Source organism: Brevundimonas sp. (assembly GCF_036963785.1).
Lineage (GTDB): Bacteria > Pseudomonadota > Alphaproteobacteria > Caulobacterales > Caulobacteraceae > Brevundimonas.
Map to the genome: position 1 here is coordinate 369,051 of NZ_JBALUS010000003.1, position 18,280 is coordinate 387,330.

At 66.1% G+C, this 18,280-nt stretch carries 18 protein-coding genes and 1 riboswitch; of the genes, 3 read left to right on the forward strand and 15 right to left on the reverse strand.

Annotation, left to right across the window (positions count from 1 at the left end; translation table 11 throughout):
- Window positions 1-219: 219 nt before the first annotated feature.
- The 5 genes from V7672_RS08520 to prfA all read right to left on the reverse strand — a co-directional run bounded on the left by V7672_RS08520 (window position 220) and on the right by prfA (window position 6,630).
- Entirely contained in the window at window positions 220-1,974 is a 1,755-nt protein-coding gene (locus V7672_RS08520) for an AIPR family protein (protein WP_335624166.1), read from the reverse strand.
- A 74-nt stretch (window positions 1,975-2,048) separates the two neighbouring features.
- The gene (gene thiC, locus V7672_RS08525) at window positions 2,049-4,115 is read right to left on the reverse strand and encodes a phosphomethylpyrimidine synthase ThiC (protein WP_442889130.1); all 2,067 of its coding nucleotides are present in this window, start codon (window positions 4,113-4,115) and stop codon (window positions 2,049-2,051) included.
- Window positions 4,116-4,163: 48 nt separating this feature from the next.
- A riboswitch (TPP riboswitch) is annotated at window positions 4,164-4,272 on the reverse strand.
- A 35-nt stretch (window positions 4,273-4,307) separates the two neighbouring features.
- Window positions 4,308-4,691 carry a hypothetical protein gene (locus V7672_RS08530; protein WP_335624167.1) on the reverse strand — a complete coding sequence of 128 codons (384 nt, stop codon included), beginning with the start codon at window positions 4,689-4,691 and terminating at the stop codon, window positions 4,308-4,310.
- Window positions 4,691-5,524, reverse strand: a complete 834-nt coding sequence (locus V7672_RS08535; RefSeq protein ID WP_335624168.1) for a TIGR02587 family membrane protein — start codon at window positions 5,522-5,524, stop codon at window positions 4,691-4,693. The genes V7672_RS08530 and V7672_RS08535 overlap by 1 nt, the downstream gene beginning before the upstream one ends.
- Window positions 5,525-5,562: 38 nt before the next feature.
- Window positions 5,563-6,630, reverse strand: coding sequence for a peptide chain release factor 1 (gene prfA, locus V7672_RS08540; protein ID WP_335624169.1), 1,068 nt, complete (start codon window positions 6,628-6,630; stop codon window positions 5,563-5,565).
- 185 nt (window positions 6,631-6,815) lie between these two features.
- Here prfA and V7672_RS08545 point away from each other — a divergent pair, with 185 nt between their 5' ends.
- A complete protein-coding gene (locus V7672_RS08545; RefSeq protein ID WP_335624170.1) occupies window positions 6,816-7,595 on the forward strand; it encodes a sulfite exporter TauE/SafE family protein in 780 nt (259 codons plus the stop codon).
- Here V7672_RS08545 and V7672_RS08550 read toward each other — a convergent pair.
- The 5 genes from V7672_RS08550 to V7672_RS08570 all read right to left on the reverse strand — a co-directional run bounded on the left by V7672_RS08550 (window position 7,592) and on the right by V7672_RS08570 (window position 14,220).
- On the reverse strand, window positions 7,592-8,191 hold the full coding sequence (locus V7672_RS08550) for a glutathione S-transferase N-terminal domain-containing protein (RefSeq protein ID WP_335624171.1): 600 nt from the start codon (window positions 8,189-8,191) through the stop codon (window positions 7,592-7,594). The genes V7672_RS08545 and V7672_RS08550 overlap by 4 nt on opposite strands.
- A gap of 2 nt (window positions 8,192-8,193) precedes the next feature.
- Entirely contained in the window at window positions 8,194-9,345 is a 1,152-nt protein-coding gene (gene ispG, locus V7672_RS08555) for a flavodoxin-dependent (E)-4-hydroxy-3-methylbut-2-enyl-diphosphate synthase (protein WP_335624172.1), read from the reverse strand.
- A gap of 70 nt (window positions 9,346-9,415) precedes the next feature.
- Window positions 9,416-10,396, reverse strand: a complete 981-nt coding sequence (locus V7672_RS08560) for a helix-turn-helix domain-containing protein (protein WP_335624173.1) — start codon at window positions 10,394-10,396, stop codon at window positions 9,416-9,418.
- Window positions 10,397-10,641: 245 nt separating this feature from the next.
- The gene (gene ptsP / locus V7672_RS08565; RefSeq protein WP_335624174.1) at window positions 10,642-12,909 is read right to left on the reverse strand and encodes a phosphoenolpyruvate--protein phosphotransferase; all 2,268 of its coding nucleotides are present in this window, start codon (window positions 12,907-12,909) and stop codon (window positions 10,642-10,644) included.
- Window positions 12,910-12,960: 51 nt separating this feature from the next.
- Window positions 12,961-14,220 carry an aspartate kinase gene (locus tag V7672_RS08570; protein ID WP_335624175.1) on the reverse strand — a complete coding sequence of 420 codons (1,260 nt, stop codon included), beginning with the start codon at window positions 14,218-14,220 and terminating at the stop codon, window positions 12,961-12,963.
- 53 nt (window positions 14,221-14,273) lie between these two features.
- Here V7672_RS08570 and ubiG point away from each other — a divergent pair, with 53 nt between their 5' ends.
- Both ubiG and V7672_RS08580 read left to right on the forward strand, forming a co-directional pair.
- Window positions 14,274-15,077, forward strand: a complete 804-nt coding sequence (ubiG, locus tag V7672_RS08575) for a bifunctional 2-polyprenyl-6-hydroxyphenol methylase/3-demethylubiquinol 3-O-methyltransferase UbiG (protein ID WP_335624176.1) — start codon at window positions 14,274-14,276, stop codon at window positions 15,075-15,077.
- A gap of 97 nt (window positions 15,078-15,174) precedes the next feature.
- The gene (locus tag V7672_RS08580) at window positions 15,175-15,387 is read left to right on the forward strand and encodes a hypothetical protein (protein ID WP_335624177.1); all 213 of its coding nucleotides are present in this window, start codon (window positions 15,175-15,177) and stop codon (window positions 15,385-15,387) included.
- Here the strand turns inward: V7672_RS08580 and V7672_RS08585 are convergent.
- Genes V7672_RS08585 through grxC form a run of 5 tightly spaced genes read right to left on the reverse strand, consistent with a single transcriptional unit; the run spans window position 15,384 to window position 18,243 of the window.
- Window positions 15,384-15,860: a DUF6265 family protein gene (locus V7672_RS08585; protein ID WP_335624178.1), complete on the reverse strand. Its 477-nt coding sequence runs from the start codon at window positions 15,858-15,860 to the stop codon at window positions 15,384-15,386. The two genes, V7672_RS08580 and V7672_RS08585, sit on opposite strands and share 4 nt — an antisense overlap.
- A 29-nt stretch (window positions 15,861-15,889) precedes the next feature.
- Window positions 15,890-16,702, reverse strand: a complete 813-nt coding sequence (locus V7672_RS08590; RefSeq protein ID WP_335624179.1) for an AraC family transcriptional regulator — start codon at window positions 16,700-16,702, stop codon at window positions 15,890-15,892.
- Window positions 16,703-16,705: 3 nt separating this feature from the next.
- Entirely contained in the window at window positions 16,706-17,131 is a 426-nt protein-coding gene (locus tag V7672_RS08595) for a DUF1178 family protein (RefSeq protein ID WP_335624180.1), read from the reverse strand.
- Complete coding sequence (locus V7672_RS08600) at window positions 17,128-17,976, reverse strand: carbon-nitrogen hydrolase family protein (RefSeq protein ID WP_335624181.1); 849 nt, start codon at window positions 17,974-17,976, stop codon at window positions 17,128-17,130. The genes V7672_RS08595 and V7672_RS08600 overlap by 4 nt, the downstream gene beginning before the upstream one ends.
- Before the next feature lie 9 nt (window positions 17,977-17,985).
- The gene (gene grxC / locus V7672_RS08605; RefSeq protein WP_335624182.1) at window positions 17,986-18,243 is read right to left on the reverse strand and encodes a glutaredoxin 3; all 258 of its coding nucleotides are present in this window, start codon (window positions 18,241-18,243) and stop codon (window positions 17,986-17,988) included.
- Window positions 18,244-18,280 lie beyond the last annotated feature (37 nt).

Genomic DNA, 18,280 nt, shown 5'->3' on the forward strand with positions numbered 1-18,280 from the left:
TGCAGCGGGGCACAGCCCTCTCTTTCGTCATCCTCCGGCGAGCGTAGCGAGACCGGGGGACCCAGCGGCGCCGAAGGCGAAAGGGTGGACTCGGACAGCCCGTGACAGGGTGGATGCCGCGCGCCGACCTCCGGGTCGCGCTCGCGCGCGCCGCTGGGTCCCCCGGTCTGCGCCGCGCAGGCGCGGCTTGCCGGAGGATGACGACAGAGAAGGGGGCCCCTAAGTGAGCTTCACGGGAGGTTCTGGAGGAGTGGATGACGCCTCTGGCTTCGGGCCCGGCTTCGATATTCCGAAATGAAGCAGGATTGCCTCGGTCATCTTCTCTGTACGAATGTTGTCGCGGTCGAGGTTCCCTTGCGCAACAGCCCGAACGGTCTCTGCAGCCTTTAACAAGATGCCATCTGCATCCTTCCAAAGTTCTGTAAGAATTACTTTAGATCGACGCTCGGTATCGTTGGAGTTCAATGGCCTAAGAGTCTTAGGATCAAGCAGAAGTATTGCTGTCATTAGGATATGGTAGCGTGCCGACTTAAATTCACCACCTAAACGTTTGGACCGGAAAAGTCCCTCCAGCTTATACAGAGCATAGGCAGCCATATAGTAGGGCTCTAACTTGTGCCCTTCGACAAAAATATCCTTCCCTACGCGCATTGATAAGGATCGGTAATTTCTGGCTGTCCGATGAGGCTCCCGGAGCACTATAGCGCCCATAGAACGCACAAGATTTTGGTGAGTTACTATCCTGACCTTCTCGATTGGCTGGCTATCGTACTGATGAGAACGGCGTTCGTAGTAGATAGCTTTCTCATCATTGAATGTGCTAAAGAAAGCCTCCACCTTCTTTGCGAAGCCCTTCAGCGCGAAAAATTGATCCTGCTTGACTTCAGTTTGCCTGTTAGTAGCAGTTATGATCGCTTGGAATACAGCTTCATCTTGAGTGGATATTAGGCGAACGGGAATTCTAACGGATTCGTCGATCAATTCTTTATTGTCAAACAGTATGTGACTGGTTTGGCAACCGTTCACGATCTGAAAATCGGTTATAGTGAACCTATGAGCTGTAACGAACATTGTTTTAGCTATAATTGTAACGCCGTTATTCATTATAACGAACTTGTCTTTAAAATCAGATGCGAGTGTGGCCCTTATTTCCGAGTTTATTTGATTGTAACCGTGCCAACCGCGGACATTTTCGTAGAATAAACTTTCAATGATGGAACCTGTCTCGTCACACACTAAATTCAGAAAATCGCTTGCAGACATAAATCCCAGATGGGCTTCTTTGACATCCGATATTCCGGCTATGACGGTTCGATTTTCGAAATCAAACTCCCGAGAGATCGCGTTCTTGCTTTGATTATAAAGGCGCTGGATATCGTCAGCGCCCATTGGCCGAAACTCTACTCTACTAAACAGACCGGTGGCGCGGATATCATCAACTTCTGCGCTGGATCTGCCGTTTAGGTTGCCGTCCTCTGAATTCCATTTTCCAGTAGTTGCGTAGTAGAGAAAGCAGGATGGGTTCCCCTTAGAAAACTTGCCGCTACGACGGTAAATCTCTTCCATAATCTCTACTGCGTTCGAAACGGCATCGTTCCGTGGCAGTCTTCCTGCGCCAAAGAAATCCTTTACGCCAAATGCGAACTGACCAATCTTTGATGTATCAAAGCCAGACGAAGTCTCAGATTGTATAAATATAAACGATACATCTAGATACCCGTTTACATTGACGAGGTCTTCTATAGTGCCAACATCTGTGACTAAATTGTTATTTACAACTATGGCTATGCCATCGATCCCGGTATCGCCGCCCGACCCCGTCGCAATATTAGATGGGTCGAAGGCGGCTTCACTATAGTGTCTTCGAGTGGCTAAATAAGATGAGAAGCGTTCGAACTGATCAGGCTCTTCTAGCTGCTCGATCCCGAAGCTCGCGGCAAATTCATTCAAAAGCGCTGATGTAATTCGGTCCAATGTCGCCCCTCCGAGACTGAATTATCGAGACTGTCGCTGGGACTTCGCTTTGTCCAGCGCATAGCGATCGCCGATCACACCTTCACCTCAATCGCACTCCCGCCCGCCCGGAATTTCGCGCTCATTTCCGCCATGCCGGCTTCCGCTTCGGCTGAGGTCAGGGCGGCGTTGGCGGTGTTGGTCGGGTTGGTGTCCTTGACCGTTTCGGCCCCCGATTCATGGGTCAGTTTGGCATCCCGCCGGATGTCCTGGCTGATCTTCATGCTGCAGAATTTCGGCCCGCACATGGAGCAGAAGTGGGCGGTCTTGTGGGCTTCCTTGGGCAGGGTTTCGTCGTGGTATTTGCGGGCGGTTTCGGGGTCGAGGCCGAGGTTGAACTGGTCTTCCCAGCGGAACTCGAACCTCGCGCGTGACAAGGCATCATCATGCAGTCTCGCAGCGGGGTGGCCCTTGGCCAGGTCGGCGGCGTGGGCGGCGATCTTGTAGGTGATGACGCCGTCCTTGACGTCCTGACGGTCGGGCAGGCCCAGGTGCTCCTTGGGCGTGACGTAGCAGAGCATGGCCGTACCGAACCAGCCGATCATGGCCGCACCGATGGCGCTGGTGATGTGGTCATAGCCGGGGGCGATGTCGGTGGTCAGGGGCCCGAGCGTATAGAAGGGCGCCTCGTGGCAGTGTTTCAGCTGCTCATCCATATTGGCCTTGATCTTGTGCATGGGCACATGGCCGGGGCCCTCGATCATGACCTGACAGCCGTGGTCCCAGGCGATTTTGGTCAGCTCGCCGAGGGTGCGGAGCTCGGCGAACTGGGCCTCGTCATTGGCGTCGGCGATGGAGCCGGGGCGCAGGCCGTCGCCGAGGCTGAAGCTGACGTCATAGGCGCGCATGATCTCGCAGATCTCGGCGAAATTCTCGTACAGGAAGGACTCGCGGTGGTGGCTGAGGCACCATTTGGCCATGATCGAGCCGCCGCGTGAGACGATGCCCGTGACGCGGTTGGCGGTCATGGGCACGAAGGGCAGGCGGACGCCCGCGTGGATGGTGAAATAGTCCACGCCCTGTTCGGCCTGTTCGATCAGGGTGTCGCGATAGACCTCCCACGTCAGGTCTTCGGCGATGCCGTTCACCTTCTCCAGCGCCTGATAGATGGGGACGGTGCCGATGGGGACGCTGGAGTTGCGGATGATCCAGTCGCGGATGTTGTGGATGTTGCGGCCGGTCGACAGGTCCATGACGTTGTCGGCGCCCCAGCGGGTGGCCCACACCAGCTTGTCGACCTCGTCGTCGACGGAGCTGAGGACGGCGGAGTTTCCGATGTTCGCATTGATCTTCACCAGGAAGTTGCGGCCGATGATCATCGGCTCGACCTCGGGGTGGTTGATGTTGTGCGGGATGATGGCCCGGCCGCGGGCGATTTCGTCCCTGACGAATTCGGGAGTCACATAGTCGGGGATGCTCGCCCCGAAGCTCTCGCCATCCCTAAGTGACGAGTGGCGAGTGGCGAGTGGCGAGGAGTCAGGCGACATCGCCGGGATGGTCGTGCCGTCGTGCAGGGTGATGGTGGCGGACCGGGCTTCACTCGCCACTCGCCACTCGTCTCTCGCCACGTCTCTCCGCAGGTTCTCGCGGATGGCGACGTATTCCATCTCGGGCGTGATGATGCCGGCGCGGGCGTATTCCAGCTGGGTGACCGGGCGGCCCTCGACGCCCTTGAAGACGCGGTGGCGGCTGGTGTCGAAGCGGGGGGCGAGGTGGCGGCCCGACGCGTGGCCGTTGTCCTCGGGCTTGACCTCGCGCGGGTTGGCCACGGGGGCGATGTCGCCGCGATCCTGCTGCCACGACGATTTCACCAGCGGCAGGCCGCGCTTGATGTCGATGGTGACCGCCTGGTCGGTATAGGGGCCCGAGGAGTCATAGATGGTCACCGGCGGCTCATTGGCCGAGGGGTGGACGGCCACCTCGCGGAACGGGACGCGGATGTCGGGATAGAGCTCTCCCGCCACATAGACCTTGCGGCTGCCCGCCCGCTCGCCCGTGGGGATGGTGCCGGTCTCCTTCATCACCGCTTCCCGCGCGTCTTTCAGCGCCAGATCGACGTTCGGCCCCTCGGGGGTGGCAGGCGGGGGGACGGAGATGTTCATGGCGGCCTCTGGCTATGAGGGCGCCGACGTCAGGCAGATTGCGGGCGTGAGGTCCGCCCGTTCCCATCCCTTCGCCGGCATGACCCGGATCAGGTTCGACGGGTCAGGGGACTACCCCTATCTCAGCCGCTCAGGCGCGGCCCCCCGGAGAACGGGTCGACCCTAGGCCGAAGGGCGGCGGGGTTCAACTGGTCAGGGTCGAGTCCAGCCCGGGACGCTGAGCGCGACCGTGCCGCGCGGGTCCGTGGGGAAGGCGAGGGTGACCGTGCCCTGCCCATGGGCGGGCACATAGTCGAGGGTGGCCCCGGCGGTGCGGTCGCCGACCCGGCCCTCGACCTCGACGGCGGCGGCGGTCTGGCCGCCCCTGTTGCGGACCTCGACCTCGGCCAGCCAGACGGTGCCGGCGGGACGAACCTCGAGCAGCCGGGGCTCCAGCCGGGCGGGCGCAGTCTCTCCGAAGGCGTCGATGACGATCACGGCAAGGGCTGCCAGGACCAGCAGCAGGCCGAGGCCACCCATGGCCCACTCCAGCAGGGCGGGGGCCGGCAGGGGCGCGGGCTGCTTGCGGGCGGCCATCAGACCAGCAACCGCGCGGCGGCCGCGCCGATGGCGCCGGGGAAGGCCAGCACCACTGCGGCATCGACGATCTCGGCCAGGCCGTGGCCGTCGGTTCGCCCGAACACCCACAGGACGTAGAGGCTGGTCAGCAGCACCAGGCCGTAGCCCGCGAGCGTGTAGTGGACGAAGGCGGCGAGAGGACGGTCGTGCGCCTCCTGCCCCGCAAATCCGACCTTGAAGACGAAGGCGTGCATGATCACCAGCGACAGGACCAGCAGGGCCGCAACGTGAAAGGCGCTCATCCGGTAGGCGATCAGGATCATCTCTTCGGTCGGCGCCATATTGAGCCCGAGGAACAGGGCGCCGGCGACCATCAGGAACAGCTCGCCGGGATAGGAGGCCTGGTCCTCGTCGCCCGTGTCGTCCTTGCCGGCGCTGAGCTGACGGCCGGCGAGCAGGGCGCCCATGGCCCCCGCAATGGCCTGCAGGCTCAGTTGGCCGACGATCTGGCCGGGCGGCGCGCCGGGCTCAAGGACGCCGAACAGGGTCAGCACCACGGCGGCGGTCAGATAGCCGACGGCGAGGGCGGCCAGGGTGTCCAGCAGGGCGTGGCCAAGGCCGCCATGCTGTTTGCTGAAGCCGGCGTAGAGCGCCAGCCCCAGCAGCAGCGGCAGGCCCACCAGCAGGAAGATCGCCAGCCGCAGGGGCGACAGGATGAAGCCGAACCACCACAGCTCCATCGTCATCAGCAGGGGCAGGCTGAACAGCAAGGCCCCGCCGAAGGCACGGGCCAGATCGCGGGCATAGTCGCGTTCGCGGGAGGGGTCAAAGGCGAGGCTCAGGTCCATCATGGCGGCAACGCCCGAACGCGGCCAACGGCTCCCTGTCGTCAGGCGAACTCGGCTTCAAGGTCGGCGAGGCGGGCGGCCTGGTCCTCGGCGATCAGGGCGTCCAGCAGGGGGTCGAGGTCGCCCTCCAGGATCTGCGGCAGGCTATGGAGGGTCAGGTTGATGCGGTGGTCGCTGACCCGGCCCTGCGGGAAGTTGTAAGTGCGGATGCGCTCGGAGCGGTCGCCGGAGCCGACCTGCGACTTGCGGCTGTCGGACCGGGCCAGATCCTTGGCCTGACGCTGCTGGTCATACAGGCGCACGCGCAGGTTCTTCATGGCCTTGTCGCGGTTCACATGCTGCGACTTTTCCGAGCTGGTCACGACGATGCCGGTCGGCAGGTGGGTGATGCGCACGGCCGAGTCGGTCTTGTTGACGTGCTGGCCGCCGGAGCCGGAGGCGCGGAAGGTGTCGATGCGGATGTCCTTGTCGTGGATCTCGATCTCGACGTCCTCGACCTCGGGCAGGACGGCAACGGTCGCGGCCGAGGTGTGGATGCGACCCCCCGCCTCGGTGACCGGCACGCGCTGCACGCGGTGGACGCCGGATTCGAACTTCAGCCGGCCGAACACGCCCTCGCCCGAGACGGTTGCGATAATTTCCTTATAGCCGCCGGCCTCGCCCTCGGTCGCCGAATCCAGCTCGACCTTCCAGCCACGGTTGGCGGCATAGCGGGAGTACATGCGAAACAGGTCACCGGCGAACAGGGCGGCCTCGTCGCCGCCGGTGCCGGCGCGCACTTCGAGCACGGCCGAGGCCTGTTCATCGGCGTCGCGCGGGGCCAGCAGCAGGGCGACGCCCCGCTCCATCTCGGGCAGGGATTCCTTGAGGGTCTGCAGTTCGTCGGCGGCCATTTCGGCCATCTCTGGATCCGAGGCCATCGCCTCCAGATCCGCCATCTCCGCCCGGGTCTTCGCCAGCGCCATGACGGCATCGGCGATCGGCTTCATCTCCGCATGCTCTTTCGACAGACGCACGATCTCCTGACCGTCGGTGGCCGCGCCCATGCGCGCCTCGACCTGCTGAAAGCGGTCAATCACCTGATCAAGACGGGCCTGGGGAAGTCGCAAGGGAAGCTCCTGTTGGACGAAGCCGGTGGTTTAGCGCGACGGGGCCGCGGATACCAAGGGCGAGGCGGCTCGCGGCAAAAATGAGAGCGGCCCGGGTTCTGACAAGGGACGGCCGACGGGGCCGCAGCTATAATCGACATTGACCGTTGTGCGGATGGTGGTCACGCGGCCGGTTGGGAGCTCTCTTGGAAACCTTCCTGATGTTCCTGCTGGTCGGGCTGCTGGCCCAATCCGTGGATGGTGCGCTGGGCATGGCCTATGGCGTGGTGTCGAATACGGTGCTGCTGGCCGTAGGGGTTCCGCCCGCCGCCGCTTCCGCCAGTGTTCATGCGGCCGAGGTATTTACCACCGGCGCCTCGGCCACCTCGCATGTGATGCACCGCAATGTGGCCTGGCGGCTGTGGATTCCGCTGACGATCGCGGGCGTGATCGGCGGGGTGCTGGGGGCCTATGTGCTGTCGGGGCTGGAGGGCAATGTGATCAAGCCCTTCATCCTGGTCTATCTGGCCGTGATCGGGGTGTGGATCATCCTGAGGGGACTGAAGGACCGCCAACCTCGCCATGTGCACAGCTATTGGGGCTTCCCGCTGGGACTGGCCGGTGGGTTCATGGACGCCATCGGTGGCGGCGGCTGGGGACCGACGGGCACCACAGCGCTGGTCGGCGCCGGAAAGGAACCGCGCATGGCGATCGGCACGGTCAATACGGCGGAGTTTTTTGTCACCATGGCAATCTCGGCGACCTTTGTCTGGGCGCTCGTGACCGGCCACTGGGAAGACGCCGGAGCCATCCGGGATCATGCGACCGCGATCGCGGGCCTCATCGTCGGGGGGCTGATTGCCGCCCCCTTCGCCGGCTGGATCGCCAAGACGGTACCGACCCGCATCCTGACCCTGATCGTGGGCGGGCTGATCCTGGTGCTGGCCTTCTATCAGGGCCTGCAGCTGGCGGGCTGGGTGCCCTAGGCGGGCCGGGTGTCGGAGAAGCTCGGTCGCGCTTCCAGCCGGTCGGTAAGCGCGACCAGACGCGGATGGCCGGAACGCCAGTCGATGTCCGGGTGACGAAAGCCGGTCCAGGTAGCGGCGACGCCGGTGGCGATAACGCCGAGATCGAGCGTGTCGTCGTCGGGCAGCGCCTGTTCAAGAGCATCGAACGAGCGGTGCATGTTGCGGGTCCAGCGGTCGATCCATGACGGGGACTGCTCGCCCTCCGGGCGGCGGCGTTCCAGCACGCGCTTGACGCCCATTTCCAGCGCCCCGTGGGCCAGGGTCTGGAGGCGGCGCACCCGCCAGCGCTCCGGTCCCTCGGGCGGCAGCAGGCGCGGGCCTGTGGTTCCGTGCGCATCCAGCCATTCGCAGATGATCGGGCTGTCGGTCAGCGGCAGGCCGTCGTCGGCGATCAGGGCCGGGACCTGGACCAGCGGATTGGACGCCATCAGGCCCGGGTCGTCCGCATAGGGATCGGCCACAACCTCCTCGATCCGGTCCGCCAGGCCGCGCTCGCGCGCCACGATCCGGCACAGGCGGGCATAGGGGGAGGGGGTGGAGATATAGAGTTTCATGCTCACTCGGCCGGCTCAAGCACAGTTCCGGCCTCGGCGGTGCGTCGCGCCGCATCCAGCTCGGCAGCCTTGGCTTCGACGCGGGCAACGATTTCGTCGATCATGCCGTCATTGGCCTGTTTGTGGGCGATCTTGCCGTTCAGATAGACCATGCCCGCGCCCTTGCCGCCGCCGGTGAAGCCGACGTCGGTATAGAGGGCCTCGCCCGGGCCGTTGACCACACAGCCTATGATCGACAGCGACATGGGGGTGGTGATGTGGGCCAGCTTTTCCTCGAGGATGCCGACGGTCTCGATGACGTTGAACCCCTGACGGGCGCAGGACGGGCAGGCGATGATGTTGACGCCCCGGTGGCGCAGGCCCAGCGACTTCAGAATGTCGAACCCGACCTTGATCTCCTCGACCGGATCGGCGGCAAGGCTGACGCGGATGGTGTCGCCGATGCCGGACCACAGCATGTTGCCCAGACCGATCGACGACTTGATCGTGCCCGAGCGCAGCGGCCCGGCCTCGGTCACGCCCAGGTGCAGCGGGCAGTCGATGGCGTCGGCCAGCTGCTGGTAGGCGGCCACCGTCAGGAAGGGGTCGGAGGCCTTCACCGAGATCTTGAACTCGTGGAAGTCGTGGTCCTGCAGGATGCGGGCATGGTTGAGGGCGGACTCGACCATCGCCTCGGGGCAGGGCTCGCCATATTTTTCCAGCAGGTCGCGCTCCAGCGATCCGGCGTTGACGCCGATGCGCATCGAGCATCCGTGGTCGCGGGCGGCCTGGACGACCTCGCGCACGCGGTCGGGCGAGCCGATATTGCCGGGGTTGATGCGCAGGCAGGCGGCACCCGCCTGGGCCGCCTCGATGCCCCGTTTGTAGTGAAAATGGATATCGGCCACGAGCGGGACGCGGGCCTCGCGCGCGATCGTTTTGAAGGCGGCGGTCGACTCTTCATCGGGGCAGGAGACGCGGACGATGTCGGCCCCGGCGGCCTCCAGCTGACGAATCTGGTCGATGGTGGCGGCCGCGTCCAAGGTCGGCGTATTGGTCATCGACTGGACAGTGATCGGGGCGCCGCCGCCGACGGGGACGTTGCCGACCATGATCTGGCGGCTGGGACGGCGCTCGATATGGCGCCAGGGGCGGACGTGGGAGAGCTCGGACATGGCGAGGTTCAGATAGTCCTTATCGACGCCGATTGCCACGGCGCACGATGTCGCCGACGCGCCGGGGCGATCAGCCGTCCGTGGTCATCGCCTGGGCTGCGCGGACGGCAGCTTCGGTGCGACGGGTCAGCGCCTCGCTGGCCTGCCGGGCGAGGGTCTCGGCGCGACGATTGAGCTGCGACAGGGGGGTGAGGGCCTGCTCCAGACGGCCGCCATGCTCGCCGTTCAGATAGACGTCAAAGGCCGACGGGTCGGCGACGTCGATGACGGCCTGGACCCCGACCGGCGCGCGCCAGGCCTCACCGGCGGCGAGCTGACGGGCGAACAGAACGCGGCCGTCGGACATGCGGACGACCAGAATGGTGGCCTTGCGGGCCTGAATGACCACCTGGGAGGCGGTGGCGGCGGCGCCATAGACGGCGCCGCGCGGGTTGAAGGCCTTTTGCACCGGGGCGGTCTCGGCATCGGCGGCAGCGGCCGCTTCGGTGTCGGCAGCGGTCAGGCCGGTCAGCTCGGTCTCGAGCCCGCGGGTGACGTAAAGGGGCGGCACGGTCTGATCGGGGGGCGCGGGCCGGGGCGTGTCGAGGGTGACGGCGCCGGGGGTTGAGCCGACCGACCAGCTTTCGGGCACGGCGACCAGATCCGACGGCTGGGTCGGCGACATGAGGCTGACGCGCTGGAAGATGTTCCAGCCGAGGACGGCCAGGCCGATGATGGCCAGCACACCGATGATGCGCGGCGAATAGCGGCGGACTTCTTCAAAGGCGATGCCGACCGGGGCCTGCAACGGCACGGAGGGATCGGGCACGTCGCGCTTGAAGCGCTCGACCGCCAGCTGCTCGTCGACGCCCAGTGCACCGGCATAGGCGCGGACATAGCCGATCGAGAAGACCCGCGAGGGCAGGATGGAGGTGTCGTTCTGCTCCAGCGCCCGCAGATAGCGGACATGGACGCGGGTGATGGCCGACATGTCCTCGAGCGAACGGTTGGACGCCTTGCGCGCGGCGCGGAGCCCGTCACCCAGAGTCGCGGCATCCGTGATGGGGGGCACAGGGTCCCTCCAGTCGGGATGTGCCCGAAACTCGTCGGGGATGTTCCCCGTATCCAGTGCCATGAGGCCCGACCCAACTATCGGCATCGATGATGCCGCACTCAACCACGACGCAGTGCCTAACAAACCCGGGTGACGGTTCTCGCCTCCCCCCGGAGGACTTTTGCGATCCTCTTGTGGATAACCCATCGTAGCCCCGCGATCAACGTCCCGTTAAGCATCCGGGCCGTTTCAGGACGGGACGCTCAGAGTACGACGTTCAACTTCCGGGCCAGAGACTCGATCTCGTTGCGGATCGAGCCGGCGGACAGGCCGAGAAGACTGGTCATGGCGCGCTGGGCCTGACCCAGGTCGGTCGACAGGCACATGCGCTTGACCGGGCCGACGCCGGCGGCGGGGGCCGACAGGCGGGTGTAGCCCAGCGTCAGCAGGGCAAAGGCCTCCAGCGGGCGACCGGCCAGTTCTCCGCATACGGACACGGGTGTTCCGGTCTCGGCGCATTTCTTCTGGATCTCGGCCAGGGCGCGGAGGGCGGGGGGCGACAGGGGGTCGTAGCGGTCCGAGACCAGCGGATTGGTCCGGTCGGCGGCAAACATATATTGCAGCAGGTCATTGGTGCCGACCGAGACGAAATCGGTCAGGGGCAGCAGGGCATCGAGGTGCCACAGCAGGGACGGGCATTCGATCATGGCCCCGACCCGCAGCAGGCTGGGCAGGCTACGGCCCCGACGGCGGGCCCAGGCGCATTCGACATCGACCAGCTCGCGGGCGGCGCGGAATTCGTCGACCGTGGCGATCATCGGGAACATGACGCGCAGCTCGCGACCCTCGGCGGCGGACAGAAGTGCCCGCAGCTGCAGCCGCAACAGGCCGGGCCGGTCGAGGCCCAGACGGATGGCGCGACGGCCCAGGGCGGGGTTCTCCTCGCGCTCGGCCTCGAGATAGGGCAGCACCTTGTCGCCGCCGATGTCGAGGGTGCGGAAGACCACGGGCCGGTCCCCGGCGGTGTCCAGCACCTTGCGATAGAGGTTGGTCTGGGCGTCCAGCCGGGGCAGTTCCTCGGACACCATGAATTGGAACTCGGTGCGGAACAGGCCGATGCCCTCGGCGCCGGTCTGGTCCAGATTGTCGAGATCGACGGCGAGCCCGGCATTGGTCAGCAGCTGGATGCGTTTGCCGTCGAGGGTGATGGCCGGGGTGTCGCGCAGCCGCGCGAACTCGGCCTGGCGCTTGCTGCGCAGGTCGAGGCGGGCCTGGACGGCCTCCAGCACATCGGGGCGGGGGCGAAGGTAAGCCTCACCCGTCTCGCCGTCGGCGATGACCAGATCGCCCTCGCTGAGGCGGTCGCGGATGCCGGCCATGCGTCCCACACAGGGAATCTGCAGGGCGCGGGCGACGATGGCGGCGTGGCTGGCGGCCGAGCCTTCTTCCAGCAGCAGGCCCTTCAGCCGCTCGCGCGGATATTCCAGCAGGTCGGCGGGCCCGAGGTTGCGGGCGACGAGGATGGTGTCCTCGGGCAGGTCGCGTTCGCCCGGGCGGTCGCCGGCCAGCACGCGCAGCAGGCGGTTGGCGAGGTCTTCGAGGTCGTGCAGCCGCTCGCGGATATAGGGGTCGCGGGCCTTGGCGAAGCGGGCGCGGTGTTCGTTGCGGACCCGGTCGACGGCGGCCTCGGCGGTCAGGCCCGAGCGGACGGCCTCTTCCAGCGAGCGGTTCCAGCCCCGGTCGACGGCGAACATGCGATAGGTTTCCAGCACCTCGAACGAGGGGCCGGACAGGCCCTGGCTGCCGTCCAGCATGGCGTCGATATTGGCCTTGAGCGCTTCCAGCCCGGCCTTCAGCCGCTCTTCCTCGAGCGGGGTGTCGTCGGCCAGCAGCTTTTCGGGCGGCAGGGGCGGCTCGTGCAGGACGACGTGGCCATAGGCGAGGCCGTCCGAGAATTTCTGCCCCTTGAAGCGCTCGGGGCGATGGGGCGCCACCTCGACGTCGCGCAGTTCGTCGAGGCCCATCAGCTCGCCGGACGCGACCGTTTCGGCCAGCACCATGGCGATGGTCTGGATGTCCTCGATCTCGTCCTCGTCGTAGCGACGCGCGGACTGGTTCTGGACGACAAGGACGCCGATCGCGCGGCCGCCCCGCAGCAGGGGCGCACCGAGGAAAGCGTGATAGGGATCTTCGCCCGTTTCCGGCCGGTAGGAGAAGTTGGGGTGCGAGGGCGCGTGCGACAGGCTGATCGGCTCGGCCACGCGGGCGACCTCGCCGACCAGACCCTCGCCGGGGCTGAGGCGGGTGTTGTGCACGGCCTCGCGGTTCAGGCCCTGGGTGGCGAACAGCTCCAGCTCGCCCGAAGCGCGCCGGAGATAGATGGAACAGACCTCGGCCACCATGGTCTGGGCGATGATCCGGACGACCAGATCCAGCCGCTCCTGGGCCGGGCCGCCCCCGGCCATAGCCTCACGGATCTGGCGCAGGAGGTTCCTGGGTCCTCGTGTCGTCAATCCGCTTGCAGTCGGCATGGCCCCTCCGTCAGACCCGATAGATAGGGGGCCCGGGCGATATTCCCATGTCTATACGGTTTCGAGGCCGTAGGCGGAATGGAGCGCCCGCACAGCCAGTTCCGCATAGGCGGCGTCGATCAGGACGCTGATCTTGATTTCCGAGGTCGAGATGGCCTGGAATTTGATGCCCTTGTCGGCCAGGGCCCGGAACATGGTCTGGGCGACGCCGGCGTGGCTGCGCATGCCGACCCCGACGACCGAGACCTTGGCCACATCCTCGTCGAGGCGGATTTCCTGGAAGCCGATGTCGGCCTGGGCCGCGCGCATCAGCTCGGCAGCGCGGGTGGCATCCCGGCGTCCGGTGGTGAAGGTGAGGTTGACCGCGCCCTCGGTGCGCGACTGGCTCTGGACGATCATGTCGACATTGACCCCGGCCTCGGCCAGGCGGGTGAAGACGTCGGCCGGGGCGTCGGTGCGGTCATCCAGCCCCAGAAGGGTGATGCGGGCCTCGTCGCGGCTCATGGTGACGCCGGACACGATACGTTTTTCCACGATCTCTTCCTCGTCGCAGATCAGGGTGCCGCCCTTGTCGGGAAGCACGCCATGATCGTCGGGTTCAATGAAGCTGGACAGCACCCGGAGGGGCACTTTTTTCGCCATGGCCAGTTCGACCGAGCGGGTCTGGAGCACCTTGGCCCCCAGCGAGGCCATTTCCAGCATTTCCTCGTAGGAAATCCGCTCCAGCCGCCGGGCCCGGCTCTCGATGCGGGGGTCGGTCGTATAGACGCCGTCCACATCGGTGTAGATGTCGCACGGACAGTTGAGCGCTGCGGCTACCGCCACCGCCGAGGTGTCGGAGCCCCCGCGGCCGAGGGTGGTGATCCGTCCGGCAGGACTGATGCCCTGAAAGCCCGGCACCACGGCGATCTCGCCGCCGTCGACGGCCAGACCCAAGGCCTCGCCCGGAATGTCGATGATGCGGGCCTTGCCATGCTGGTCGTCGGTCAGGATGGGAATCTGCCAGCCCATCCAGCTGCGGGCGCGCAGGCCCATATTGCGAAGGGTCAGGGCCAGCAGGCCGGCCGTCACCTGTTCGCCCGAGGCGACCACGGCATCATATTCGTCGTCCGTGGGGTCGATGCCCTGGGCCGGGCGGCCCGCGCCGTCGGTCCAGGCGACCAGCTCATTGGTCTTGCCCGCCATGGCCGAGACAACCACGGCCACGCGCCGTCCGGCATTGTATTCGGCGGCCACGATCCGCGCTGCACGCCGGATCCGGTCAAGGTCGCCCATGGAGGTCCCGCCGAACTTCAGCACAAGGCGCGTCATTCTGACCGGGATCCTCTCTTGAAACTGATGTCGGGGGCGTTCATGCCATGCCCATGGGCGCTTCTAACGACACGGCCGGGCCGCGCAAACCGAAAACCGATCCGGGCCAGGCCTCGGGTCCGGCGTACAGCGTCGACCCGGCGGATGTGGCGCGCTTTTCGGCGCTGGCCGAGACCTGGTGGGATCCGAAGGGGCCGTTTGCGCCGCTGCACCGGTTCAATCCCGTCCGGCTGGGCTTCATCCGGCGCGAGGCGCTGGCGCGGTTCGGGCGCGACGGCACGGCCCGGCGCCCGTTCGAGGGGCTAAGGCTGCTGGACATCGGTTGTGGCGGCGGGCTGTTGTCCGAGCCGATGGCGCGGCTGGGCTTTGACGTGACGGCGGTCGATGCCTCGGAGCAGAACATCGGTACGGCCCGGATGCACGCCGAGGCCCAGGGGCTGACGATCGATTTTCGCCACGGCACGGCCGAGGGGCTGATGGCCGCCGGCGAGCCGCCGTTCGATTTGATCCTGAACATGGAGGTGGTCGAGCACGTCGCCGACCCCGCAGCCTATCTGGGCGACACCGCCGCCATGATCGCCCCCGGCGGAATGATGATTGTCGCGACCCTGAACAAGACGCTGAAGTCGCTGGCGCTGGGCAAGGTGGCCGCTGAATATATCCTGCGCTGGGTGCGTGCGGGCACCCATGACTGGAACCAGTTCATCAAGCCCGACACGCTGAAGGATTGGCTGGAGGCTGCGCCCGGGGTCGAGGTGCGCGGACCGTTCGGCGTGACCTATGACCCGCTGTCCGGCCGGTTCTCCGAAAGCGATGATGTCGGCATCAACTATATGATGATCGCCGAGCGGCCCTGAAGCTTACCGCGAATTCATCCAGATTTCAGACTTGTAACGGGAATGCGCCGGGCGCGGGGAGTAGAGGTGAAGTCCAAGCTTCACCGGAGATACACCCATGAAACGCCTGATCCTGACCGCTACCCTGATCGCTGCGGGCCTCGCCACCTCGGCCTGTGTGACCATCATCGACGCGACTCATGAAGACGGCTGGCGCGCCAAGGCCGCCACCCCGTTCGATGAGGCGCGCGACCAGTGCCGCCAGACCGCCGATGTGAACAGCCGGGCCTTCGAGACCTGCATGGCGGAGCAGGGCTGGACCCGCGACTAAGTCGCCGGGCAGCGCGTATTGAGCGCGGCCGCCGCAAAGCGCCATTCGACGCTGCGGGGCGTGCCCGAAATCTCGCCGTCGATCCGGGCCCTGAGCCCGTCGCCGTCGCGCTCGTAGCGAATATGGGTGGGGAAGTCGTTGTCCGGATTCGAGAAGACGACGAAGTCCTCACCCTGTTCGGTCAGGGTGAACCGCACCTCGTCCTGACCCGAGGGCTTGACCACATAGACGGCGGCGCCATCCGGCAGGGCGGCGATAAAAGCTAGTTCAAAGCCGACGCGCCCCTGCGCCGAAACGGTGACGGCATGACCGGCCATCAGGCCCTCGCGCGGATCGCTCCAGGTCTCGGACGCCTCGCGCCCTTCCGAACAGTCGAGCCAGTAGCCACTCATCCAGCCGAGGCCGGCGACGGGATCCTGGGCCGGGGGGGTGGTCGTGAGAAGGGCGGCGGCGAATACAGGCAGCAGGGACATCGAGGTGCTCCGGTTGACGTGTCCGACCTCTAGGACGGCTCGGGCCCGCCCGGCTTGTAGGTTTGCGACGCGATAGCCCGCGCCAGCTCGACCTGTTCCCGTGCCCATTCGGTCGCCGTGCAGCCGAGGAAGCGGCGGAATTCGCGTGCCAGCTGGGGCTGGTCGAAATAGCCGGCGTCCAGCCCGGCCGAGAGCCAGCCTTCGGCCTCGTCGGACATGGCGTGGTCGAAGACACGCCGGAAGCGGATCACCGAACGCAGGGTGCGCGGTGCGATGCCGACCCGGTCGAGAAAGCGACGCTGCAGGGCGCGGCGGGCCGAGCCGTCGCGGGGCAGAGAGGGCTGATCCCCGTGAATGGCCTCGACCTCGGCCCGGACCAGCACGTCAACGGACCAGTCGTCCCGGCGCTGGCCGGCCATCCAGTCGATCATCTGACGGGCCTGCGCTTCGGGACCCCCGGCGGGCGGCGAGAGGTCTCGCAGACGGTCGGTCATGTCCAGCCGTTGGTCGGTAGCCGTGCGCAGGGACCGCCCCAGCCAGTCGCGGGCGCCATCGGGCTGGAAGCGCAGACCGACCATCTCGACCGGTCCGGTCGGCCGAATGGCGATGGGCCGGGTCATCTGGCCCGCCAACAGGGCGGGCGGCTGAAGGTGGAAGACGCCGTCGGCATCGGCCTCCTCATAGGGGTCGCCGAGATCGAGGATCAGTTCGGGACAGCCGTCGGGCGCGATCCGCTGGACGGTGCGGCTGGGGTTCGGACAGGCATAGGTCCAGACCTTGCGCACCCATGGCCTGAGCGCCTCGGGCGGGTCGAACTCGTGATAGCGCTCCCCCCCGTCCATGGCCTAGTGCGCCTTTGACGGATCGGGGGGCGAGGCCGGAAGGGGCGCGCAGGGGATGCCGTCCTCCTTGAGCGCCCGGACCTCCTGCGGTGTGGCCTCGCCATAGATTTCGCGCTGCTCGGACGTGCCCTCGTGGATGGCGCGGGCCTCGCGTGCAAAGGTATCGCCGACATAGTCGAAATTGGCCTCGACATGGGCGCGGACCTTGCGGGCCATGTCGGACATCAGGGTCTGGAGGGGGGCGCCGGTCGTGTCGCGCTTCTTGGTGCCGGCGACGGCGGGCGCCATGATCTGCTTTGCCACCTCACGCGACCCGCAGAAGGGGCATTCCACGAGGCCACGGGCGGCCTGATCGTCATAGTCCGAGGAACTCGAGAACCAGGCCTCGAACGGATGGTCGGCCGCACAGGTCAGGGCGTAGCGGATCATGTGTCGGAGGCGGAACGGAAGGGGCGATCGTGGGTCAGGGACGGGATGGCGCGCCTTGCCCGATCCACGGCGTCGAGGTCAAGCCGGGCATGCAGCACCCCGGGCTGGTCATGATCAAGGGTGGCGACGATCTTGCCCCAGGGGTCGACGACGGTGGACCGGCCCCAGGTGGCGCGACCGTCCTCATGGGTGCCGCCCTGGGCTGCGGCCAGGACGAAGGCGCCGGTCTCGATGGCGCGGGCGCGCAGCAGGACCTGCCAGTGGGCCTCGCCGGTCGGCACGGTGAAGGCGGCGGGAATGGCGATCAGGCCGACGACGGGCCGCGCTTTCGCGAGGTCGCGATAGAGCTGGGGAAAGCGCACATCGTAGCAGATGGAGAGGCCCAGCCCGCCCCAGGGGGTGTCGGCGACCACGGCGCGCTCTCCCGGGCGCACGACCTTGCTTTCGCGCCAGCTCTCGCCGGTGTCGAGATCGACGTCAAAGACGTGCAGCTTGTCGTAGCGGGCGGTGATGCGGCCGTCGGGGTCGATCAGCAGGGCGCGGTTGGCGGCGCGACCGGCCGGATCGTCCTCGCCCTTCACCATGACCGAGCCGACCTGCAGCCAGATGCCGAGGTCACGGGCGAGGGCCGCGAGGCCCTGCACGGCAGGATCGTCCGCCTCGGGCAGAAGGGTGGCGCGGCCTTCGCTGCGCCGCTCGAGGCGGTTGGTCGCCTCGGGCGTCAGGACCAGTCTGGCGCCTTCGCCTGCCGCCTGACGGATCAGGGGCGCGACGTGATCCAGACCGGTCGCACTGGTGGCCGGCGTGCGGGTCTGGATCAGGGCGATGTCGAGCGGCTCGGCCATGGCGGGGTGTCAGGCCTCCAGCAGGGGGTCCAGTCCGCCGCGGGCGTCGAGGGCGTGCAGGTCGTCGGAGCCACCGATATGGCGGTCACCGATGAAGATTTGCGGGAAGGTGGCCCGGCCGCCCGACTTTGCGGTCATTTCGGCCTTGAGTTGGGGGTCGTTGGAGGCGACGATCTCCTGATAGTCCACGCCCTTCTTCTTGAGCAGCATCATGGCCGAGATGCAGTAGGGGCAGCCCGGTTTGGTATAGAGGACGACGTCGGACACTGGCGGTTACTCCGTTGGTTGCAGATGGGGGATGAGC

What these genes read in the sequence shown, in the direction of transcription:
- ptsP (WP_335624174.1), bottom strand. Translation starts at nt 12,909, where the DNA reads ATGCCGACTGCAAGCGGATTGACGACACGAGGACCCAGGAACCTCCTG.
- thiC (WP_442889130.1), bottom strand. Translation starts at nt 4,115, where the DNA reads ATGAACATCTCCGTCCCCCCGCCTGCCACCCCCGAGGGGCCGAACGTC.
- ubiG (WP_335624176.1), top strand. Translation starts at nt 14,274, where the DNA reads ATGGGCGCTTCTAACGACACGGCCGGGCCGCGCAAACCGAAAACCGAT.
- V7672_RS08535 (WP_335624168.1), bottom strand. Translation starts at nt 5,524, where the DNA reads ATGATGGACCTGAGCCTCGCCTTTGACCCCTCCCGCGAACGCGACTAT.
- V7672_RS08550 (WP_335624171.1), bottom strand. Translation starts at nt 8,191, where the DNA reads ATGAAACTCTATATCTCCACCCCCTCCCCCTATGCCCGCCTGTGCCGG.
- V7672_RS08580 (WP_335624177.1), top strand. Translation starts at nt 15,175, where the DNA reads ATGAAACGCCTGATCCTGACCGCTACCCTGATCGCTGCGGGCCTCGCC.
- ispG (WP_335624172.1), bottom strand. Translation starts at nt 9,345, where the DNA reads ATGTCCGAGCTCTCCCACGTCCGCCCCTGGCGCCATATCGAGCGCCGT.
- V7672_RS08585 (WP_335624178.1), bottom strand. Translation starts at nt 15,860, where the DNA reads ATGTCCCTGCTGCCTGTATTCGCCGCCGCCCTTCTCACGACCACCCCC.
- V7672_RS08595 (WP_335624180.1), bottom strand. Translation starts at nt 17,131, where the DNA reads ATGATCCGCTACGCCCTGACCTGTGCGGCCGACCATCCGTTCGAGGCC.
- V7672_RS08530 (WP_335624167.1), bottom strand. Translation starts at nt 4,691, where the DNA reads ATGGCCGCCCGCAAGCAGCCCGCGCCCCTGCCGGCCCCCGCCCTGCTG.
- V7672_RS08570 (WP_335624175.1), bottom strand. Translation starts at nt 14,220, where the DNA reads ATGACGCGCCTTGTGCTGAAGTTCGGCGGGACCTCCATGGGCGACCTT.
- V7672_RS08590 (WP_335624179.1), bottom strand. Translation starts at nt 16,702, where the DNA reads ATGGACGGGGGGGAGCGCTATCACGAGTTCGACCCGCCCGAGGCGCTC.
- V7672_RS08600 (WP_335624181.1), bottom strand. Translation starts at nt 17,976, where the DNA reads ATGGCCGAGCCGCTCGACATCGCCCTGATCCAGACCCGCACGCCGGCC.